Here is a 21,132-nt window from a genome sequence, read left to right as displayed (position 1 = left end):
ACCTTACTTAAAAAAGTAAGGTGTTTTATAGTAGCGGGAACTGGACTCGAACCAGTGACCTTCGGGTTATGAGCCCGACGAGCTACCTACTGCTCTATCCCGCGATTTCGAGTGCAAATATACCGCTATTTATTCCTTCTATCCTAACAAAATACCTTTTTAAAACAAACTTTTTCTTAACTACAACAATAACAGCTACATAAAAAAATCCTTTTTTAATTGAAACAACTTATCTTTGCCCCATGACACATAAAGCAGGATTTGTAAACATCATCGGGAACCCAAATGTTGGTAAATCAACATTAATGAACGCATTGGTTGGCGAAAAATTATCAATCATCACATCTAAAGCTCAAACTACAAGGCATCGTATTTTAGGTATTGTAAATGACGATAATCATCAAGTAGTTTTTTCTGATACTCCAGGAATTATTCAACCTGCTTATGAGTTGCAACATTCTATGATGGATTTTGTGAAAGCTGCTTTTGATGATGCCGATGTATTAATTTACATGGTTGAAGTTGGTGAAAAGGAATTAAAAAATGAAGCTTTCTTTAATAAGATAATTCACAGTGAAATTCCTGTCATATTATTATTAAATAAAATTGATAAATCATCACAAGAAGAGGTTGAAGAGAAAATTGAATACTGGAAAAACAAAGTGCCAAATGCCTTTGTATATGTAATTTCTGCCTTAGAAAAATTCAATATCGACTCTGTCTTCACAAAAATTAAAGAGTTATTACCAGAAGGCCCTGCTTTCTATCCTAAAGATCAATTAACAGACAAACCAGAACGTTTCTTTGTTAACGAAAAAATACGTGAAAAAATTCTAACACACTACAAAAAAGAAATTCCATATTCTATAGAAGTAGAAACTGAAGAATTTGTAGAAGAAGAGGACATCATAAAAATTCGTGCTATTATTATGGTAGAACGTGATACTCAAAAAGGTATTATAATTGGCCATAAAGGTGCAGCCCTTAAACGTGTAGGAACAGAATCTCGTAAAGATTTAGAGGTGTTTTTTGATAAAAAAGTTTTTTTAGAGCTTTATGTAAAAGTGAATAAAAACTGGAGATCTAATGATCGTCAATTAAAACGCTTTGGTTATAAAGATTAATTTATCTTTCGCAATAATAATTTCGTGAAATTTTTTAATCCATCCATTTGTTTTTTACCTGTAGCTTTTCCTAAACTTCCTATAAAGTAAAATATTATCCATAGAACAGGTAAAACGACAAGCATTACAACAGGAAATACAGACACCTTTTGTAAAGACCAATTACTGTATACTATTACTCCAAAAATTAAAAAAGCGATAGCCACAACGAAGTGTAAAAACATAAAAAATGTCCACACTTGTGGCTTCGGTCCAAATAATCCTTTAACTAAAGAAGTTGTTTCAGACAGTTCTTCTATTTCGAGGTATAACTGAGGTGACCAAAAATGAGTTTCCCTTATAGGTACATCAATAATTACATAATTGTCCACCATTCTCATTTCATATATTGTTACATCCGATAAATGTTTTTTAATTTCACTTAACAAAACCACCGAATTCATATTAAAATCAATTTGAAATCTTGGTTTTAAAAAAATCTGATTATATAATTGCTCCTTCATATTTTTATAATATTCCACACAATGTAGTAAAAATACTATACTATTAAAAATTTCGCTTAATTTCATAACGTAAGTTGTATCTTTGCACAAATTTTTGCATAATGAGTAGTATTGTTGCCATTGTTGGAAGACCTAATGTAGGTAAGTCCACTTTATTTAACCGTTTAGTACAACGTCGTGAAGCTATTGTAGATTCTGTAAGTGGAGTTACAAGAGATAGACACTACGGAAAGTCTGAATGGAACGGAAAGGAATTTTCTGTAATTGATACTGGTGGATATGTTGTCGGGTCGGATGATATTTTTGAAGAAGAAATACGCAAACAAGTACAGCTAGCTATTGAAGAAGCTGATATTATTGTGTTTGTTGTTGATGTTGAGCAAGGAATTACTCCTATGGATGATGCTGTTGCAAAAATGTTACGACAAGTTAAGAAGCCACTTATTATGGCTGTAAACAAAGTAGATAACGCAATGCGTGATGCAGATGCTGTTGAATTCTACAACCTTGGATTAGGTGACTACCATACTATTTCTTCTATAAACGGAAGTGGAACAGGTGAATTACTAGATGCGGTTGCCAAAGAAATTCCTGAAGAAGAAGAAGAAGTTGAAGAAAACGAACTTCCTCGTTTTGCAATTGTAGGTCGTCCTAATGCCGGAAAATCATCTTTTATTAATGCTTTAATCGGTGAAGACAGAAATATTGTTACAAATATAGCTGGTACAACTAGAGATTCTATCGATACAAAATACAATCGTTTTGGTTTTGAGTTTAACTTAGTAGATACTGCTGGGATTAGAAAAAAATCAAAAGTAAAAGAAGACTTAGAGTTTTATTCTGTAATGCGAGCTGTTCGTGCTATTGAACATTGTGATGTTGCTGTTTTAGTTATTGATGCAACTCGTGATTTTGAAGGGCAGGATGAAAAAATATTTTGGTTAGCAGAGAAGAACAAAAAAGGTGTTGTTATACTTGTCAATAAATGGGATTTAATTGAGAAAGAAACAAATACCATGCGTGATTTTGAAGCTAAAATAAGACAAACAATCGCTCCTTTTAGTGATGTTCCTATTATATTTACTTCAGTATTAACAAAGCAACGTATTTTTAAAGCAATCGAATCTGCTGTTGAGGTTTTTGAAAACAGAAAACGTCGTATTCAAACAAGTAAATTGAATGAAACGATGTTAGAGATTTTAGCTCAAAACCCACCTCCAGCAATTAAAGGAAAATACGTAAAAATTAAATACTGTATGCAGTTACCTACGTATACGCCGCAATTTGCTTTTTTCGCAAATTTACCGCAGTATATTAGAGAACCGTACAAACGTTATTTAGAAAATCAACTTCGTCAACATTACAATTTTAACGGAGTACCAATAATTATCTATTTTAGACAAAAATAAAAATAGCTTTAACATAAATTAACTATTTTAAAAGTAGTTTTTTCATTTCCTTTGCTAGTTATTAAACTAACTTGCTATTAAAGAAAGATGAAAAAACTACTTTTATTTTTTACCCTACTACTTGCTACAAATATGTTAGCACAATCTTATCAATTTAAAATAACTGGTAAGATAAATTCTAAGAAAGAAAAAACACCAATTGAAGCTGCTACAATACATTTAGAGAGAGTAAAAGACAGCGCTGTTGTTTCTTATACAATTTCTAATGATAAGGGAAACTTCTCTCTAGAAAGCAAATCTTACCACAAAGATTTAAAACTATTTATATCATACGTAGGTATGAATACATTCACTAAAGTTATTTCTTTAGATGAAAAATTAAATTTCGACTTAGGTAACATCAATTTAGATGAAGAAAGTAATTTACTTAATGAAGTTGTTGTTACTTCTAGAGCTCCTATTACCATTAAAACAGATACTTTAGAGTTTAATGTAAAATCTTTTAAAACAAAAAAGGATGCTAATGTTGAAGATTTATTAAAAAAACTACCTGGCGTAGAAGTTGATGAAAACGGTAAAATTACCGTTAACGGTAAAGAAGTAAATAAAATTTTAGTAAACGGGAAACCTTTTTTCGGGAATGATCCTAGTATTACTACAAAAAACCTGACAAAAGAAATTATTGAAAAAGTTCAGATTACAGATACAAAATCAAAATCTGAAGCTTTCTCTGGTGAAAAAGGAGACGCAAACAACAAAACGATAAATCTAACCATTAAAAAAGAAAATAATAAAGGTTGGTTTGGTAGAGTATCTGGCGGTGCAGGAACCGACAAACGCTACGAAGGAGCTACAATGGTGAATCGCTTCGATAACGATCAACGTTTTAGTGTTTTGGCTAGTACAAACAATATAAACTCACCTGGTTTTAGTTTTGGGGAGATTCAGAAAATGTTTGGCGGTGGGAATAACTGGATTGGTGGCAATGGTAGCTTTAGTATTAACGGTAGACGTTTTGGTGGAGGTAGCGGAATTGTAAAATCTAAAACTGCTGGAGCAACATATGCTAATCAATACGGAAAAGGAGTTGACGTAAATGCCAATTATTTTTATTCTGGTAGTTCTTCTAATGATGCTTCTAAAAGCAATAAAGAATACACGCTTCCTGATAGAAAATATTTTACCAATGCAACATCTACATCAAATGATGAAAATCACAACCATAATGTTAGTACCGAATTTGATATCGAAATAGATTCAACTTTTTTAATTAACATAAGTCCTTCTTTTGTTTTTAATAAAAGAGAAGGAAATAATACTAGAGAAGAAGAGTCTTTAAGTGAAAGTAATGTTCTTACCAACAATTATACGAGTAATTCATATGCTAAATCTAGTGCCAATAGTTTTAAAAATACTATTGATATTACTAAAAAACTAGGTTCAAAAGGTGCTTTTATAAAGGCTTCTATTACAAATCAAGTAGATGAATCTAATACAGATGAAATAAACAAATCAACTATTGAAGTGTTTGGAAGTAACCCAAGCTCTGAAACTAGAGATCAAGAAAGTACCATATCAGATAATTTAGTAGGTTTAAACACCATGGTAACATATCGTTTTCCTTTAGTTGCAAAAAAATTCTTTTTAGACGCTAAATACAGCTATCAAAGTGATGAAAGAGAAAATAAGCAAGACACATATGATTTTAATAATTCTTCGCAACAGTATACCGATTTTAATGAAAATTTAAGTTCTGATTTCACCTATAACGACATCGCAAAAACACCTTCTTTAGAGTTAATTTATAAGACCAAAAAATGGCGTTTTAATTTCGAGACAGGCTTTGTAAACAGAACTTTAGAAAACAACGACAAATTGCGTCCTGAACTAAGTTTAAACAAAAAGTTTAATAACATTGCTTTAGATGCTGGTTTTAGATACCGATTCGACTCGAAAGCTTCTATATATTTAGATTATCGTTTAACAAACAGAGTACCTAGTATTAATCAGATTCAACCTTTCGAAAACGTTAGTAATCCATCAAATATAATTACTGGTAATCCAGAATTAAAACCAACTCAAAACCACAGAGCTTATATTAATTTTAATAAATTTAATTGGCAAGCTGGTACCGGTATCTATTTATATGTTAGTGGTAGTATGTTTAAGAATCAAATTATTTCTAACACATCTATTTCTGATGAATTTATTAGAAACTCAACTTACGAAAATACTGATGGCGGTTATGATCTTTGGGGAGGCGGTAGCTATAGTAAAAAAGTAAAATTAGATTCTATTACTTCCTTAAAGCTTAGGATAGGATCTAACATTAGTGCGTTTAAAAACTTTAACATTGTTAACAATATTAAAGAAGGTGCACAAACAACTGCTTTAAGACCTAATTTAGGTGTAACCTTAGAATGGAATAAACTTATTTCTATTGAAACACGTTATGATGTTTCTTTTTCAAAAACGAAATACGATATAAACACAAACCAAAATCAAAATTTCACAAGCCATTCATTAACAATAAGAACAAAAACAAACTTCCCAAAAAAGTTAGAATGGCGAAACGATGTTAAATACACTTACAACCCTAATGTTGTTGGCTTTAACAAAGCTGCTTGGTTTTGGAATGCAACATTAGCCTACTCAATTTTAAAAGATCAAGGAACTATAAGTTTAAAAGGATATGATTTATTAAGTCAAAATACAAACGCACAACGAAGAGCTACTTCTAATTATATTGAAGATTCTGAAAGTACTGTATTAGAAAGATATTTTATGCTTGGCTTTAGCTGGAAATTTAATAGTTTAGGTAAAAAAGGAAAAATACGAGATTATAATATGCGTTTTTAATCAAAGAAATACAGCACAAAAAAAGTCCTTATTTAAATAAGGACTTTTTTTATACTTATTGTTTAACGAAAGCAATTGTAAGCAAAACGGCTAACTCACTACAATTTTGTAAATTTGCAATTACTCAAGAAAATAATTTCATGAAAGTTAGAGCATTACAAACGATTAAGAACATCGATTTACCCTTACAACTAAACATTAGTTTTGAGAAAATCTACAACATGATTAAAGAGTATGCTAATCACAACTCTAAAGATCATCCTTTTAATGCATCTGCTAACTTAATTATAAAAGAGGTTGAAAAACACCCTGAACTTATCTCTGGTTTCTCTGACATTTCGTTATTAAAAAAACACGAAGCCATTATTGATGTTTTATTAGAAGCTTTATTTCCAGAAATATTAACTTTAAATGAAATTAAAGCTGCCACAATACCTTTTTCTTTCACAACTTTTAAATTCACAGAACGTCTAGAAAACATACTTAAAAATGCAGGCGATGATTACGAATTAAAAGTTAGGGACTTAGATGATGATAAAATGTACATAATGGCTTGTACATTTATTTTAAATACTGTATACCAATATCCGATAGATTTAAAGCGTCCCTTTTTCTTTGATATTCCTGATAAAGAAAACGATTTAATTAAACATTACAGAGTTGCCTTTAATGGTGATTTTATGGATATTACTCCTTCTAGTTATGCTCCTAAAATTACTCAAAACGATATTAAAGTTCTTTTAGATAATTATGATAATATTGATGTTTGGAAAGAAAAATTCCCCCCTGGAAGTTATATTTTTAAAGGCTTCGGCATTATGAATTTATTTGATGTAACTGCCGATGAAAATATTTCATCAATAAGAACCAGTTTATTACAAAAAGACGACGGTAGTATTGTTGAAAAACTCCGCAAAGATTTAAGTGAATTTTACAACATTAAAGATCTAAAGGTTGGTTTTTCTGTGTTCGACACTTCTGATTTATCTTTACAATCAACTCGTATTAAAAAATCTGAAAGTATTATTTTATTAGATGATGAAAAAAGAATTTCTTGCGACACTTTTTTCTGTAGTTCAATAATCTCTAGAATTTTCAATGCTCAAGAAATAGTTGCTATTTCTGATGTCGAAAATTATGGAAAAGCTACAAAAAACAACCCTTTTTCAAAAAGACTAAAAGCAAAAAATATAGGAAGTATTTTACTAATTCCTATTAAAGCTAGTGAAAATAATGATTTAGCACTTTTAGAAATTGCCTCTCCAAGAGCGTATGAATTAAATTCTGTTAATCAACAAAAATTAACAGATATTATTCCAGTTTTCAAAGCTGCGATAGATCGTTCATCCGAAGAATATATAAACATTTTAGAAGCTACCATTCAAAAGCATTACACTTCTTTACATCCCACTGTAAAGTGGAAATTTTATGAGGCTGCAGAGCAATATCAATACGATCTTTATTCTAAAAAAGAAAATGTAAAGATTGAACAAATCGTATTCAAAGACATATATCCTTTATATGGGCAATCAGACATAAAAGAATCTTCTTTTGCCAGAAACGAAGCTATTAAAGAAGATTTAATAACACAACTTACTTTAGCTATATCAGTACTTAAAAAAGCATGTAAATCAGAAAAATTACCAATATACAACGAGTTGATGTTTCGTTTAAATGAATATGCAGCCGATGTTCTTAAGGGATTAAAAGCTGGTGATGAAATTGGTATTTTAGATTTTTTAAAGCGAGAAATTCATCCCGTATTTGAACATATCAAAGAAATAAACAACGACTTAAGTTTAATTGTAAACACTTATATAAATCGTTTAGATAATAACTTACATGTTGTATACGAAAAACGAAAAGCTTACGAGCAAAGCGTAACGCTATTAAATGACAAACTAGCAAAATTTATCGATTTAAAACAAGAGAATGCCCAAGCTATGTTTCCTCATTATTTCGAACGTTATAAAACAGACGGTATTGAATATAATATGTATATCGGGCAATCTTTAACTAAAGAAAAGAAGTTCGACGAGCTTTATCTTTACAATCTTCGTTTATGGCAATTACAAATAATGTGCGAGATGGAAAACGTTGCAAATACAGCTCGTAAATCTATGCAGCACGACTTGCAAGTCGCTTCTTTAATATTGGTTCATAGCAATCCTTTATCCATAAAATTTAAAATGGATGAAAAACAATTCGACGTAGATGGTGCTTATAATATAAGGTATGAAATTATAAAAAAACGAATTGACAAAGCACATATTAAAAAAACTAAAGAACGTTTAACTATTCCTGGTAAAATAGCAATCGTATACTCGCAAGATAAAGATGCTAGAGAGTATATAAAATACATTAGCTTTTTACAATCTAAAAAATTACTCGGTAAAGTAGAAAATCTTGAACTAGAAGATTTACAAGGTGTATCTGGCCTAAAAGCATTGCGTGTTCAGGTGATTTATCAAGAAAATTTTGATAGTAAAAAAACAATATCTATTGATGAACTAATGGAAGAATTTAAACAATAAATTTTCTATTTTCTTAATCCTCTATAACAAACCAACACTAGTTTCTTGTATTTGAAAAGCTACTGCAAAAGCAATAACACTTACAATTATACCAATCATAAAAACAGTATAAGTTATTCTTAATAGCTTATATTTTCTATTTAAAACAAGCCCTAAAAAATATAAATCTTTTGTAAGTGAGCCGTATAAATAATCACGATCTTTCATCATCTCTTCCATCCCCCACTCAAAATCTTGTAAATTCATTTGATGAAAATTTCCAAAAAATAATAAATTTACCTTTTTATTTGCTACATCTTCCTTTGTAAACTTACCTTCTGTAACATTAGGTTTCGTTGCCATTATTGATAAAATAATAGATGCAACAGTAAACAAAATAAATACAATAGATGGAATAATTAAATAATGATTAGAAGCATTATCTAATTTGGGAATTAAAGTAGACAGTGTCATAGAAATAATAATTGCATTTACCGACAATAAAATATTTGCCTTAGTATCTGCAATATCGCTTAAAGTTATATGGTTTCTTAAAGCCACTCTAAACATTGTTTCTATACCTCGCTCTGGTAACGTTACTTTATTTTTTTTAAAATCTAATACAGCCTTTTTTTGTTTTATTTTTTTGTTTTCTTGGATTGATTTTTTTTGTTTCTTCAATAATTGTGCTAAATTCTTACTTTCTCCTTTACTCCAGTTCTTAGCTGCAAAAACGGTATAAAACCTATGTTTTGTTAAAAAACTAATATTCTCCGCATTCCATTTCGAATCAGAAACTACATAATCTTTAGTTAACTCCCATTCTTTTCTTAATAAAGAAGTATAATCACTAAAATTCTTACTCCCTAAATGAGCACAATCCGCATCACAAATTATTTTCTCTAATTCAGATTGGGGTATCACCCCCATTTTAGTTGCCAAAATTAATTTAGAAATTTCAGTAATTTCAATATCAGAAATTGTTTGCTTTTTTAAAAAATCTTCAGCAATTCTTATACTTTCCTCTTCATGATTTTCAATAGATTTTATATATCCTACATCATGAAACCATGCTGCTAACAGTAATTTATTCGCTGATTTTTCTTCGATTTCTAAGCCTTCTATTATTTCTCTTGTCTTCTCTACTACATTTTGTGTATGGGATAAACTATGATATACAAATGATGGATTCAATTCTTCATTTAAGAGATTAATTACAAAATTTTCTGCTTCTTTTAATAAATTTTCCATCAAAAAGGTTTTTGCTAAATTAAAGATAATATTTAACTATTATTAAGTGTAAGTTTGAAGTCTTAAAACCGACTATATATTTGTTAAGTTCCATTAACATATAGTACATAGTCAGTTTATAAATTGATTATGTGCTATATTTTTTGTCTAAATTTAAATAAAAAAATTATTATGTTAAACTGGAAAAAAATTATTCATTTTGCTGTGAGCGAAAATCCAACTCCAACAAAAAGAGTTGAAAAAACTGAAATTGAATGGAAAGAATTATTAACTCCAGAACAATTTAGAATTACACGATTAAAAGGAACCGAACGCCCTTTTTCAGGTGAATTATGTACTACTTATAACGAAGGGCAATACAATTGCATTTGTTGCAACACGCCTTTATTTGACTCTACTATTAAATACGACTCAAGTTCTGGTTGGCCGAGTTTTACGCAACCTATTACCGAAAACGCTATTAAATATCATAAAGATAGCACACTAGGAATGGTTAGAGTTGAAGTTTTATGCAATACTTGCGACGCACATTTAGGACATGTTTTTCCTGACGGACCAGAACCAAGTGGATTAAGATATTGTGTTAACTCTGAATCTATGCAATTAGGTGTAAAATAATCACACTACTTAATAAAAAAGAATAAAAAATGACAATTAAAAATATACAAACTACTACTTTAGGAGGTGGATGTTTTTGGTGCACCGAAGCTGTTTTTCAAAAAGTAAAAGGAGTTGAAAAAGTAGTATCGGGTTATGCTGGCGGAAATGTTCCTGGTCACCCAACCTATCGTGAGGTGTGTTCTGGCTTAACAGGGCATGCAGAAGTTATACAGATTACTTTTGATCCTACTATTATTTCTTACGAAGATATTTTGGTTATTTTTATGACAACACACGATCCTACAACCTTAAACCAACAAGGAGCAGATCGTGGTACAGAATACAGATCTGTAATTTTTTACCATAATGATTCGCAAAAAGTAATAGCTACTGAAGTTTTAAAACAAATACAGCCTTATTATGATAATACAATTGTTACAGAAATAACTACTTACACTAATTTTTATGAGGCTACTCAAGAGCATCAAAATTATTATGTCGAAAACACTAAACAAGGATATTGTACATTTGTTATTGAACCAAAATTAGCAAGACTCAGAAAACTACATGCTGATAAACTAAAGTAAGCACAACACTTTTTTGTTAAAAAATTATGAAACTAAATATCCAAGACACTTTTAATAACGAATTACCTGCTGATAAAATTACAGGAAGTGAACGCCGACAAGTTTTAGACGCTTGTTTTTCGTATGTTAAACCTACAAAAACAGCTAATCCAACATTAATTCACGTTTCTAAAGAAATGTTAGAAGCAATTGGTTTATCTGAAGAAGATACAAAATCTGATGATTTTCTAAAGGTTTTTACAGGGAATAAAGTGCTCGAAAATACGCATCCGTTTGCGATGTGTTATGGCGGACATCAGTTTGGTAATTGGGCAGGACAGTTAGGCGATGGTCGTGCTATTAACTTAACCGAAGTTGTACACAATAATAAACGCTGGGCAATTCAATTAAAAGGCGCAGGTGAAACCCCGTATTCTAGAACCGCAGATGGCTTAGCCGTTTTACGCTCTTCAATTAGAGAGTATTTGTGCAGCGAAGCCATGTTTCATTTAGGCGTTCCAACCACCCGCGCATTATCATTAAGTTTGTCTGGTGATGATGTTTTACGAGATGTTTTATACGATGGGAATCCTGCGTATGAAAAAGGAGCAATTGTGGCTCGTTTGGCGCCAAACTTTATCCGTTTTGGTAACTTTGAAATTTTATCTGCAAGACAAAATCATCCTACTTTAAAAAAGTTGACGGATTATACTATTAAACATTTTTATCCTGAAATTACATCCAAAGGAAAACAAAAATATCTCGATTTTTTAACAGCAGTAAGAAATAAAACCATCGATATGATTGTGCATTGGCAACGCGTTGGTTTTGTACACGGAGTGATGAATACCGATAACATGTCGATTCTCGGACTAACAATCGATTTTGGACCTTACGGATGGTTAGAAGGATACGATTTTGGTTGGACACCCAATACAACAGACAATCAACATAAGCGATATCGCTACGGGAATCAGTCGCAAATCGGACTATGGAATTTATTTAAACTCGCAAATGCTTTGTATCCGCTTATTGAAGAAGTAGCTCCTTTACAAGATATTTTAGATGTCTATGCTGATATTTATAGCCAGAAGCAACATGAAATGATGAAATCTAAATTAGGTTTATTTTCTGAGGATGAAAACGACAAAGAGTTAATTGGCAGGTTAGAAGAAACTTTACAGTTAACAGAAACTGATATGACTATTTTCTTTAGAAATTTATCAAATATTTCTAAAGAAGATGATTCTGAGAACGCTTTCAAAAAAATTAAAGATTCTTTTTATACGATTGATGAACTAAAAGATGAAATAAAAAACCATTGGGCAGATTGGTGTAATCGTTATTTAAAAAGAATACAACAAGAAACTTTTTCTGACCAAGAAAGAAAAGAAAAAATGGATTTAGTAAATCCCAAATATGTACTTAGAAATTACATGGCTCAATTAGCAATTGACGCCGCTGATAAAGGGGATTATAAATTAATTAATGAATTATATGAATTATTAAAAAATCCGTATTCAGAGCAATTAGAACATAAAAAATGGTTTGCAAAACGACCAGAATGGGCACGTCATAAAGTTGGTTGTTCTGCCTTAAGTTGTAGTTCTTAAAAAAAGAGTAACTTTAGGTCGACTTATAATTTTTATATGAAACTTAAAAGCAAATGGTTTGTGGCCTTACTCTTAATTATAACAAGTTTTGTTATCGCCGCAAATTTAAAAAAACCTCAACCTAAATACACTGCAGTAACTTCGATCACCACAAACGAAGATAACTTTAATAAAATGATGGATGTTCTTACGCACAAACGCTGTATGAATTGCCACCCTAATGATAATATACCAAAACAAGGTGAGGATTCGCATCCTCATTATTTTGGCATGTCTAGAGGAACCAATAACTTAGGTTTCGAAGCCACAAAGTGTACAACTTGTCATCAAACAGAAAACAATAAATATTCTGGAGTTCCAGGTGCACCTGAGTGGTCTTTAGCTCCTCCTGAAATGTTTTGGGAAGGATTAGATAGGTATCAAATTGCAGCATCTATGATGGATACAAAACGAAACGGTGGGCGAACACCTAACGAAACAATGCATCATTTAATTGAACACGAACTCGTATTATGGGCATGGAATCCTGGCGTAAATGCCGAAGGAATTCAAAGAGAATTGCCTCCTGTTTCGTTAGAAGAATATAAAAAAACCGTAAAACAATGGTTTAAAGACGGAGCCATAATTCCTAATAAACCAACTAAATAATTATGAAAATAACATTCGAAGTAAATAACCAATCAAAAACAATTACTATTGATGATGGCAATACACCTTTACTTTGGGTGATTAGAGATATGCTTAACTTAAAAGGAACCAAATTTGGTTGTGGTAAAGCCGCTTGTGGTGCCTGCACTTTACATGTTGATGATGAAGCTGTTCGTTCTTGCTCTTTTCCTGTTAAATTTGCAGAAGGTAAAAAAATAACGACTATTGAGGGTTTAGGAACCGAAGAAAATCCTCATCCCGTTCAACAAGCTTGGGTAGAAGAAATTGTTCCTCAATGTGGTTATTGTCAGCCTGGTTTTATGATGGCAACTGCTGCTTTATTAAACGAAAACCCAAACCCTACAGATGATGATATCGACAAAAATATTGTAAACATTTGTCGTTGTGCAACGTATTATAGAATGCGAAAAGCAATTCATCGCGCAGCAGAATTAAACAATACTAATCTTTTAAAATCTTAAATTATGAGTGCTAAATTATCACGTCGTAAATTTTTGGTTCGAGGAGCTCTCGGTACGATAGGTGTTGTTGCTGTAGGAACCTATTTATTCAGAAACCCTATACGTAGAGAAGTTTTAGGATATTTAAATTCGGCAGAATCTCCTTATTCAGGAAGCGGAATGAAACCAATGATATGGTTTGAAATCACAAAAAACAACACCATTATTTTACATTCTCCAAAGGTAGAAATGGGACAGGGAACCTTTACTGGTTTGGCGCAAATTGCAGCTGATGAACTAGGTGTCTCTATAAAACAAATTGATGTTGTACATGCAGCAACTGCTACAGGAAATTTAGATTCTTTCGCCACAGGCGGAAGTACTTCTATTGCTAGTTTATGGCAACCACTGCGTGAATTAGCAGCTACAACTCGCGAAATGCTAAAGATAGAAGCTGCTAAAAAATTAGGTATTAAAGCTAGCACTTTAAAAGCAAATAAAGGTGTTTTTTCTGACGGAAATAAAACAATGTCTTTTTTAGAAACTACTAAAGATGTTACCGATTGGGAAATTCCTGATACACCAAAACTAAAAGATATTAGTGACTATAAATTTGTAGGAAAACCAATACCACGTATAGATTTAAATGCAAAAGTTTTTGGAAATCCGATTTTTGGAATGGATGCAGAAATGCCAAATATAGTACATGGTGCTGTTGTTCGCGCAACACATATTGGAGCAAAATTTATAAGTGCAGATACTACTGATGCTGAAAAATTACCAGGAGTTATAAAAATTATTAAAGAAGATGATTTTGTAGGTGTAGTTGCTAATTCTTACATAGAAGCTTTAAATGCTAAAAACGCTATTAAGGTTAAATGGGAATATAACAACACTTTAAATACTGAAAACATTGAAGAAATGATGAAAGTTGGTAAAGGAAATCCAACTATCATTCAAAAAATAGGCGATGATATAGAGGAAGAAGCAAGTATTTCGATGGAATTTAAAAGTCCGATTGGAGCACATGCACAAATGGAGCCTAATGGAGTTTTAGCCTTTGTTGAAGGAGATAAAGCAACTATTAAAATCTCTACACAAGTAGTGGCTATTACACGAAAAGAAGTTGCTGCTCGTTTAAATATTAATGAAGAAAATGTTAATGTAATCCCCACTTATTTAGGTGGAGGATTTGGGCGCAGATTACACACGCCACATGCTGTTCAGGCAGCTGTAATGTCAAAAGCAGTTGGTAAGCCCGTAAAATATTTTTTTACCCGAAAAGAAGAGTTTCAGCACGATATGTTTCGTCCGCCAACACATCATGTTGTAAAAGGAACCTTAAATTCTGATGGTATGATAAAAGCTATACGTCACGATTTTTCTAGTGGAGATGTTGCTATAGATTCGGCAATACTACCAGGTTTTATAAATACTATTTTAGGTGCCGATATTGGTGCTGTTCGTGGTGGATTTTGCCAATATGGTTTAATTCCCAATATCCGTGCAGTTTCTTGGCATGTAAAACTACCTTTTGCAACCAGTTGGTGGCGTAGTTTAGGACTATTAGCAAATACTTTTGCATGGGAAAGTATGATGGATGTTTTAGCCGAAAAAGCAGGTAAAAACCCTATTGATTTCCGCTTAGCTCATATTCAGGACGATGAAAACGGAAAACGATTAAAAGCAGTTATTAAAGCGGCTAAAAAAAGTGCTAATTATAAAAATGAAGCAGAAAACGGTCGTGTAATGGGTTTCGCCGCCTCTACAGATGCAGGAACACCTTGTGCACAAATTGCTGAAGTTTCTATAGAAAACAATCAAATTAAAGTACATAAAGTTACCTGTGCTATGGATCCCGGAATTGCAGTAAATCCGGATCAAGTAAGAGCACAATGTGAAGGTGCAATTATAATGGGTATGAGTGCCTCTATGCATGAACAAATGTTTGTAGAAGAAGGACAATTACACCCAACAATTTATGGGCCTTATGATATGGCTTTAATGAAACATGCTCCTAAAGAAATTAATGTTATCTTATTACAAGGTATAGATAAACCAAGCGCAGTTGGCGAACCTCCTTTAGGCCCAATTGCGGCAGCAGTTGCAAATGCTGTTTATCGATTAACAGGAAAACGATTAACTTCTTTACCTTTAAAATTAAGTTAATACATGACCCACGAATTCATAGAAATTATACAGCAAATTATTTTAAATCAACAAAACGGAATACAAAACGTATTAGCTACCGTTGTTGACTTAGATGGTTCTTCGTATAGAAAACCCGGAGTTAGAATGTTACTATCTGACGACGGAAAAATGATTGGAGCTGTTAGTGGTGGCTGTGTAGAAAAAGAAGTACAACGAAGAGCGCAATCGGTTTTTAGAAATCAAAAATCAAAAGTTATAACCTACGATGGGCGTTATCGATTAGGCTGCGAAGGAGTTTTATATATTTTATTAGAACCTATTAAAATTTCAACAGCGTTCATAAATGCTTTTTCTGATACTTTATCCAATAGAAAATCATTTAAAATGCAATCCTTTTACAAAAAGGAAGATGAAGCTTTTGGCGATTTTGGCTCTCTTATTCAGTTTGATACTAGCTATAAATTTACTTTTCATGAAGGTTTTAAATCAACAGAAAAAAATAAATCACTCGTTTTCGAACAAACACTAAAACCTTTATTTCGTTTATTGATTATTGGTGGAGAGCACGATGCTGTAAAATTATGCTCACAAGCAACGCAACTAGGTTGGGAGGTAGATGTGGTTACATCTATTAACGACCCAAAAGAGTTAATAGATTTTCCTACAGCAAAATCGGTAGTAGCACAAACACCAGAAATTATTGATTTAGATGATATCAATGAGCACACAGCAATTGTGATAATGAATCATAATTTTACGTATGATTTGCGTTGGCTCGTAAAATTACAAGAACAAAACCCTGTTTATATCGGTATTTTAGGCGCCGCAAAACGACGTGAAAAATTACTAAATGAATTGTTTGATTTCGCTCCTGAAATAAGTGATACTTTTTTAGACAAAATACACACACCTGCCGGTTTAAATATTGGTGCAGAAACTCCGGAAGAAATTGCTTTATCTATTTTAGCTGAAATCTTATCCGTAGTTCGCAAAAAGGAAGTTTTTTCTTTAAAAAAAATTACAGGAAAAATACATACCTAATTTCAAAATACGTCATTGCGAATGCAATGAAGTAATCTCTCACTAAATAAAACAGATTACTTTGCTTTACTCGTAATGGCAATAAAAATTGAAATTCCGTTTAAAATAATACTAATCAAGAATGAAAAAAATTGCAATACTAATACTTGCTGCAGGAAATTCTTCTCGAATGGGAACCGCAAAACAATTACTTCCTTATAAAAAAACTACGCTGTTAGGGTGGACTATTGAACAAGTAAAAACATCAAAAGCAAACGCTATTTATTGTGTTTTGGGAGCAAATGCCGCAATAATTAAAGAACAAATTGATCAATATAAAATTGAAACCATTTTTAACGCTGATTTTAAAAACGGACTAAGCACAAGTATTGTAGCTGGAGTAAACCACATGATTGCTAAAAATTTCGATTCCGTTTTAATTATGCTAGCCGATCAACCAAATATAAACCCGAAGTATTTAGATGAGTTGATAGTTGCATCTGAAGAAAATCCGAAGAAAATAATAGTTTCTAACTATGAAACAAGAATAGGTGTGCCTGCAATTTTTCCAAAAAACTATTTTAATCAATTATTAAATTTAAAAGGTGATAGAGGTGCTTCGGTTTTTTTGAACAATCATGTATCTGAAACTATAAAAATGCCGCTTTTTAACTTAGTTGACATTGATACGAAGGAAGATTATCAAAAACTAATCAATAAATAGTATTTTTACAGTTCAATTAATCACTTTATGAACTTTAGATATTTTCTATATTTTGCCACTCTTTTTTTAATAACAAGCTGTGCTACATTTAAAGCTCAATATGCGGCTAAGGAAAAAAATAAAGAAACAAAATCTGACAAGAAAATTGCGCACTCTTTTTATTTAATTGGTGATGCAGGAAATTCTGAATTAGACTCTGTATCGCCTGCCTTGGCATATTTAGATAAACACATTAGTAGCGCAAGCGAAAATGCTACACTACTTTTTTTAGGTGACAATGTTTATGAAACAGGTATTCCTTCTAAAAAAGACAAAAAATACTCTTTAGCAAAACACAGAATTGAAGCGCAAACGGCAATTGCTAAAAAATTTGCGGGAAAATCTATTTTTATTCCAGGCAATCATGATTGGTATAATGGCTTAGACGGATTAAAAAGAGAAGAGAAATTAGTTGAAAAAGCATTAGGTAAAAACTCTTTTTTACCAGAAAGTGGTTGCCCTTTAGAAAGAGTAAAAATATCTGAAGATGTTGTTTTAATTATTGTTGATACACATTGGTATGTTACTAATTGGGATAATCACCCTAAAATAAACGATAACTGCGAAATAAAAACAAGGGTAAAATTTTTTGAGGAATTTAAAGGATTAATCAAAAAAGCAAGAGGTAAAACAACCATTATCGCAATGCATCATCCAATGTTTACAAATGGTTCTCATGGTGGCTACTACTCCCTTATTAGTCATATGACTCCCTTACCCGTTTTAGGAACTTTAAAAAATGTTTTAAGAAAAACAACAGGCATCACAAATACCGATTTGCAAAACAAAAAATACAACGAGTTAAAAAAACATATTGTAACATTAGCGCAAGAAAACGATAAAACTATTTTTGTTTCGGGTCATGAGCATAGTCTACAATACATTGTTGAAGATAATATTCCGCAGATAATAAGCGGTTCTGGCTCTAAAACTACCGCTACTAAATTAACGGGCGGTGCAAAATTCACTTATGGAAGTCAGGGTTTTGCTAAATTAGATGTTTATAAAGACGGTTCTTCTAATGTGCGCTTTTATGCTGTAAATGATGATAAAGTTGTTTATGAGACGGAAGTATTATCCGCAGATAAAAACAAAACCTTTACGACATATCCTGCTCTTAAAATAACAGAAAAAAAAGCGGCTGTTTATACAGATAAAGAAACAACTAAAAGTCGTTTTTACAAGCATTTTTGGGGAGAACGTTATCGTGAATATTTTAGCACAAAAGTAACCGTGCCAACCGTAAAACTAGATACCTTATTTGGTGGATTAACACCTGTAAGAAAAGGAGGCGGTAACCAATCTAAATCGTTGCGTTTAAGTGATAAAGAAGGAAGAGAATACGTAATGCGGGCTTTGCGAAAAAATGCTGTTCAATATTTACAAGCTGTTGCTTTTAAAGATCAATACATACAAGGTCAATTCGACGAAACATATACCGAAGGTTTATTGCTAGATGCTTTTACAGGTTCGCATCCATACGCACCATTTGTTATCGGAACTCTATCTGATGCTGTTGGAATTTATCACACAAATCCTGTTTTATATTATGTGCCAAAACAAAACACTTTAGGCTCTTTTAATACTGAATTTGGCGACGAATTATATATGATAGAAGAACGTGCTGCCTCTGGCCATGGAGACAAAGCTAGTTTTGGTTTTTCTAATGAAATAATAAGTACAGACGATTTATTAAAAAAACTAGCTAAAAACGAAAAGCACCAATTAGATGAATCTTCTTATATCAGAGCCCGTTTATTTGATATGTTAATTGGTGATTGGGACAGGCATGAAGACCAATGGCGTTGGGCTGTTTTTGAAGAAGGTGAACATACTATTTACCGACCAGTTCCTAGAGACAGAGATCAAGCTTTTTCTATTATGGGAGACGGTCTTCTCTTAAGTTTAGCTACTGAAATGATTCCTGCCTTGCGCTTAATGCAAGCTTATGGAGAAGATATGGAAAGCCCTAAATGGTTTAATTTAGAGCCGTACCCTTTAGATATGTTTTTAATAAACCAATCTGATAAAAACGTTTGGGATGCGCAAGTAAAACATATTACCACTAATATTACAGATAATATTATAGATAAAGCTTTTAATGATTTTCCTGATGAAGTAAAGGGAGAGACCATAAACACCATCAAAAGAAAACTACAAGGAAGACGAAAAAACTTACAGAAGATATCTGATACTTATTTTAACGATATTAATAAATTTCAAGTAATAAAAGGTACGCAAAAAGATGATTTATTTGAAATAGAGAGATTACTTAACGGACAAACAAAAGTTACAGCATACAGAATAAAAAAGGGTGAAAAAGGTACTGTTTTTCATCAAAAAACATACAATTTTTCACAAACGAAAGAAATTTGGATATATGGTTTAGATGATGATGATGTATTTGTTGTAAAAGGTACCGGTAAAGACTTAATTAAACTTAGAATTATTGGAGGTCAAAACAACGATACATATAATATTACAAATGGTAAAAAAGTAAAAATATACGATCACAAAACAAAGAAAAACACTTTTGTTACCAATAAAGGTTCCGTAAAATTGACTGACGATTATGAAACAAATGTTTACAATTATAAGAAGTTAAAAAACAACGCAAATGTTTTTACTCCTTACTTAGGGTTTAATCCAGACGATGGTCTTAAAATAGGTATTTCAAACACGTATACCACTTTTGGCTTTGAAAGAAATCCGTTTACATCACAGCATGAAATATCTGCAGCTTATTATTTTGCTACTACTGGATTTGAATTAAATTACTCTAGTGAATTTGCTAATATTATTGGTCGTTGGAACTTAGGTTTTAACGCAATGTATACAAGCCCTAACTATGCTATAAATTTCTTTGATTTTGGTAACAACTCAATAAATTTAGAAGCTGATGACATTGAAAACAGAGATTACAACCGAGTAAAAATAAGAAAAATCATAGCAGGATCCTCTGTTTATTGGGTAGGAGATCTTGGCGCTAAAATAAAATTAGGCTTAAATTACCAATCTTTTAAAGTAGATCAAACTCCTAATCGTTTTATTTCAACACAACCTATTAATTTTAATAATCAAAATTTCTTAAATGTAGAAGCTAGTTATTCTTTCGAAAACACAGACAATGCTGCTTTTACAACTATGGGAATGAAAACATATTTACAGGTTGGTTACACTTCTAATTTAGAAAATAACAACAATTTTACGTACCTTATTCCTTCTATTTCTTTTGATTATAAATTAGTTTCTAGCGGGCAAATCGTATTCGCTACACAGTTTAAAGGTCATGTTACTTTTGGTAATGACTATGAATTTTATCAAGGTGCAAATTTAGGTGGTAATAATGGCTTAAGAGGTTATAGAAATGAGCGCTTTATAGGTAAAAATGCATTTTATCAAAGTACTGATATTCGCTTAAATTTAAGGAAGTTAAAAACAGGTTTATTACCATTACATATTGGTGTTTATAGTGGTTTTGATTATGGTAAAGTATGGCTTAAAAACGTAGATCCTAAAAAATGGAATACTTCTATTGGTGGTGGGATTTTCTTTAATGCTGCTAATATGATGACAGGAAACCTTTCTGTCTTTAATAGTGACGATGGTTTAAGAATCGCGTTTGCAATGGGATTCAACTTTTAATATAAA

The 21,132-nt window shown here is 31.7% G+C and carries 15 protein-coding genes and 1 tRNA gene; 13 read left to right on the top strand and 3 right to left on the bottom strand.

Annotated elements, in window-relative coordinates:
• Positions 1–31: 31 nt before the first annotated feature.
• Positions 32–104: transfer RNA gene (locus AC28QF_RS04295), tRNA-Met, on the bottom strand.
• Between the two features lie 138 nt (positions 105–242).
• Between AC28QF_RS04295 and era the strand changes: the two genes are divergently transcribed.
• Positions 243–1,124, top strand: coding sequence for a GTPase Era (era, locus tag AC28QF_RS04290; RefSeq protein WP_488200601.1), 882 nt, complete (start codon positions 243–245; stop codon positions 1,122–1,124).
• Here the strand turns inward: era and AC28QF_RS04285 are convergent.
• Complete coding sequence (locus AC28QF_RS04285; protein WP_488200602.1) at positions 1,121–1,627, bottom strand: GTP-binding protein; 507 nt, start codon at positions 1,625–1,627, stop codon at positions 1,121–1,123. The two genes, era and AC28QF_RS04285, sit on opposite strands and share 4 nt — an antisense overlap.
• A 101-nt stretch (positions 1,628–1,728) precedes the next feature.
• On the opposite strand from AC28QF_RS04285, the gene der reads away from it, so the two are divergent.
• The 3 genes from der to AC28QF_RS04270 all read left to right on the top strand — a co-directional run bounded on the left by der (position 1,729) and on the right by AC28QF_RS04270 (position 8,429).
• The gene (der, locus tag AC28QF_RS04280) at positions 1,729–3,036 is read left to right on the top strand and encodes a ribosome biogenesis GTPase Der (RefSeq protein ID WP_488200603.1); all 1,308 of its coding nucleotides are present in this window, start codon (positions 1,729–1,731) and stop codon (positions 3,034–3,036) included.
• An 87-nt stretch (positions 3,037–3,123) separates the two neighbouring features.
• Positions 3,124–5,895 (top strand): outer membrane beta-barrel protein, encoded by a 2,772-nt coding sequence (locus AC28QF_RS04275; protein ID WP_488200604.1) that lies wholly within the window; start codon positions 3,124–3,126, stop codon positions 5,893–5,895.
• A 140-nt stretch (positions 5,896–6,035) separates the two neighbouring features.
• Positions 6,036–8,429 carry a GAF domain-containing protein gene (locus AC28QF_RS04270; RefSeq protein ID WP_488200605.1) on the top strand — a complete coding sequence of 798 codons (2,394 nt, stop codon included), beginning with the start codon at positions 6,036–6,038 and terminating at the stop codon, positions 8,427–8,429.
• A 21-nt stretch (positions 8,430–8,450) separates the two neighbouring features.
• On the opposite strand, the gene AC28QF_RS04265 is transcribed toward AC28QF_RS04270, so the two are convergent.
• On the bottom strand, positions 8,451–9,659 hold the full coding sequence (locus AC28QF_RS04265) for a Pycsar system effector family protein (protein WP_488200606.1): 1,209 nt from the start codon (positions 9,657–9,659) through the stop codon (positions 8,451–8,453).
• Between the two features lie 171 nt (positions 9,660–9,830).
• Here AC28QF_RS04265 and msrB point away from each other — a divergent pair, with 171 nt between their 5' ends.
• The 9 genes from msrB to AC28QF_RS04220 all read left to right on the top strand — a co-directional run bounded on the left by msrB (position 9,831) and on the right by AC28QF_RS04220 (position 21,126).
• Complete coding sequence (gene msrB, locus AC28QF_RS04260) at positions 9,831–10,277, top strand: peptide-methionine (R)-S-oxide reductase MsrB (RefSeq protein WP_488200607.1); 447 nt, start codon at positions 9,831–9,833, stop codon at positions 10,275–10,277.
• Between the two features lie 29 nt (positions 10,278–10,306).
• Positions 10,307–10,846: a peptide-methionine (S)-S-oxide reductase MsrA gene (gene msrA / locus AC28QF_RS04255; RefSeq protein WP_488200608.1), complete on the top strand. Its 540-nt coding sequence runs from the start codon at positions 10,307–10,309 to the stop codon at positions 10,844–10,846.
• A gap of 26 nt (positions 10,847–10,872) precedes the next feature.
• Positions 10,873–12,438: a protein adenylyltransferase SelO gene (locus tag AC28QF_RS04250; RefSeq protein ID WP_488200609.1), complete on the top strand. Its 1,566-nt coding sequence runs from the start codon at positions 10,873–10,875 to the stop codon at positions 12,436–12,438.
• 36 nt (positions 12,439–12,474) lie between these two features.
• Positions 12,475–13,086: a hypothetical protein gene (locus AC28QF_RS04245; RefSeq protein WP_488200610.1), complete on the top strand. Its 612-nt coding sequence runs from the start codon at positions 12,475–12,477 to the stop codon at positions 13,084–13,086.
• A gap of 2 nt (positions 13,087–13,088) precedes the next feature.
• Positions 13,089–13,568: a (2Fe-2S)-binding protein gene (locus tag AC28QF_RS04240; protein ID WP_488200611.1), complete on the top strand. Its 480-nt coding sequence runs from the start codon at positions 13,089–13,091 to the stop codon at positions 13,566–13,568.
• A 3-nt stretch (positions 13,569–13,571) separates the two neighbouring features.
• Entirely contained in the window at positions 13,572–15,716 is a 2,145-nt protein-coding gene (locus tag AC28QF_RS04235; protein ID WP_488200612.1) for a xanthine dehydrogenase family protein molybdopterin-binding subunit, read from the top strand.
• Positions 15,717–15,719: 3 nt separating this feature from the next.
• Positions 15,720–16,739 (top strand): XdhC family protein, encoded by a 1,020-nt coding sequence (locus tag AC28QF_RS04230; RefSeq protein WP_488200613.1) that lies wholly within the window; start codon positions 15,720–15,722, stop codon positions 16,737–16,739.
• A 121-nt stretch (positions 16,740–16,860) separates the two neighbouring features.
• The gene (locus tag AC28QF_RS04225; protein ID WP_488200614.1) at positions 16,861–17,442 is read left to right on the top strand and encodes a nucleotidyltransferase family protein; all 582 of its coding nucleotides are present in this window, start codon (positions 16,861–16,863) and stop codon (positions 17,440–17,442) included.
• A 27-nt stretch (positions 17,443–17,469) separates the two neighbouring features.
• Entirely contained in the window at positions 17,470–21,126 is a 3,657-nt protein-coding gene (locus AC28QF_RS04220; protein ID WP_488200615.1) for a metallophosphoesterase, read from the top strand.
• Positions 21,127–21,132 lie beyond the last annotated feature (6 nt).

This window comes from Tenacibaculum sp. M1.3A (assembly GCF_057732375.1).
The sequence above is the reverse complement of the archived record's forward strand: the minus strand, read 5'-3'. Positions and strand labels throughout refer to the sequence as shown.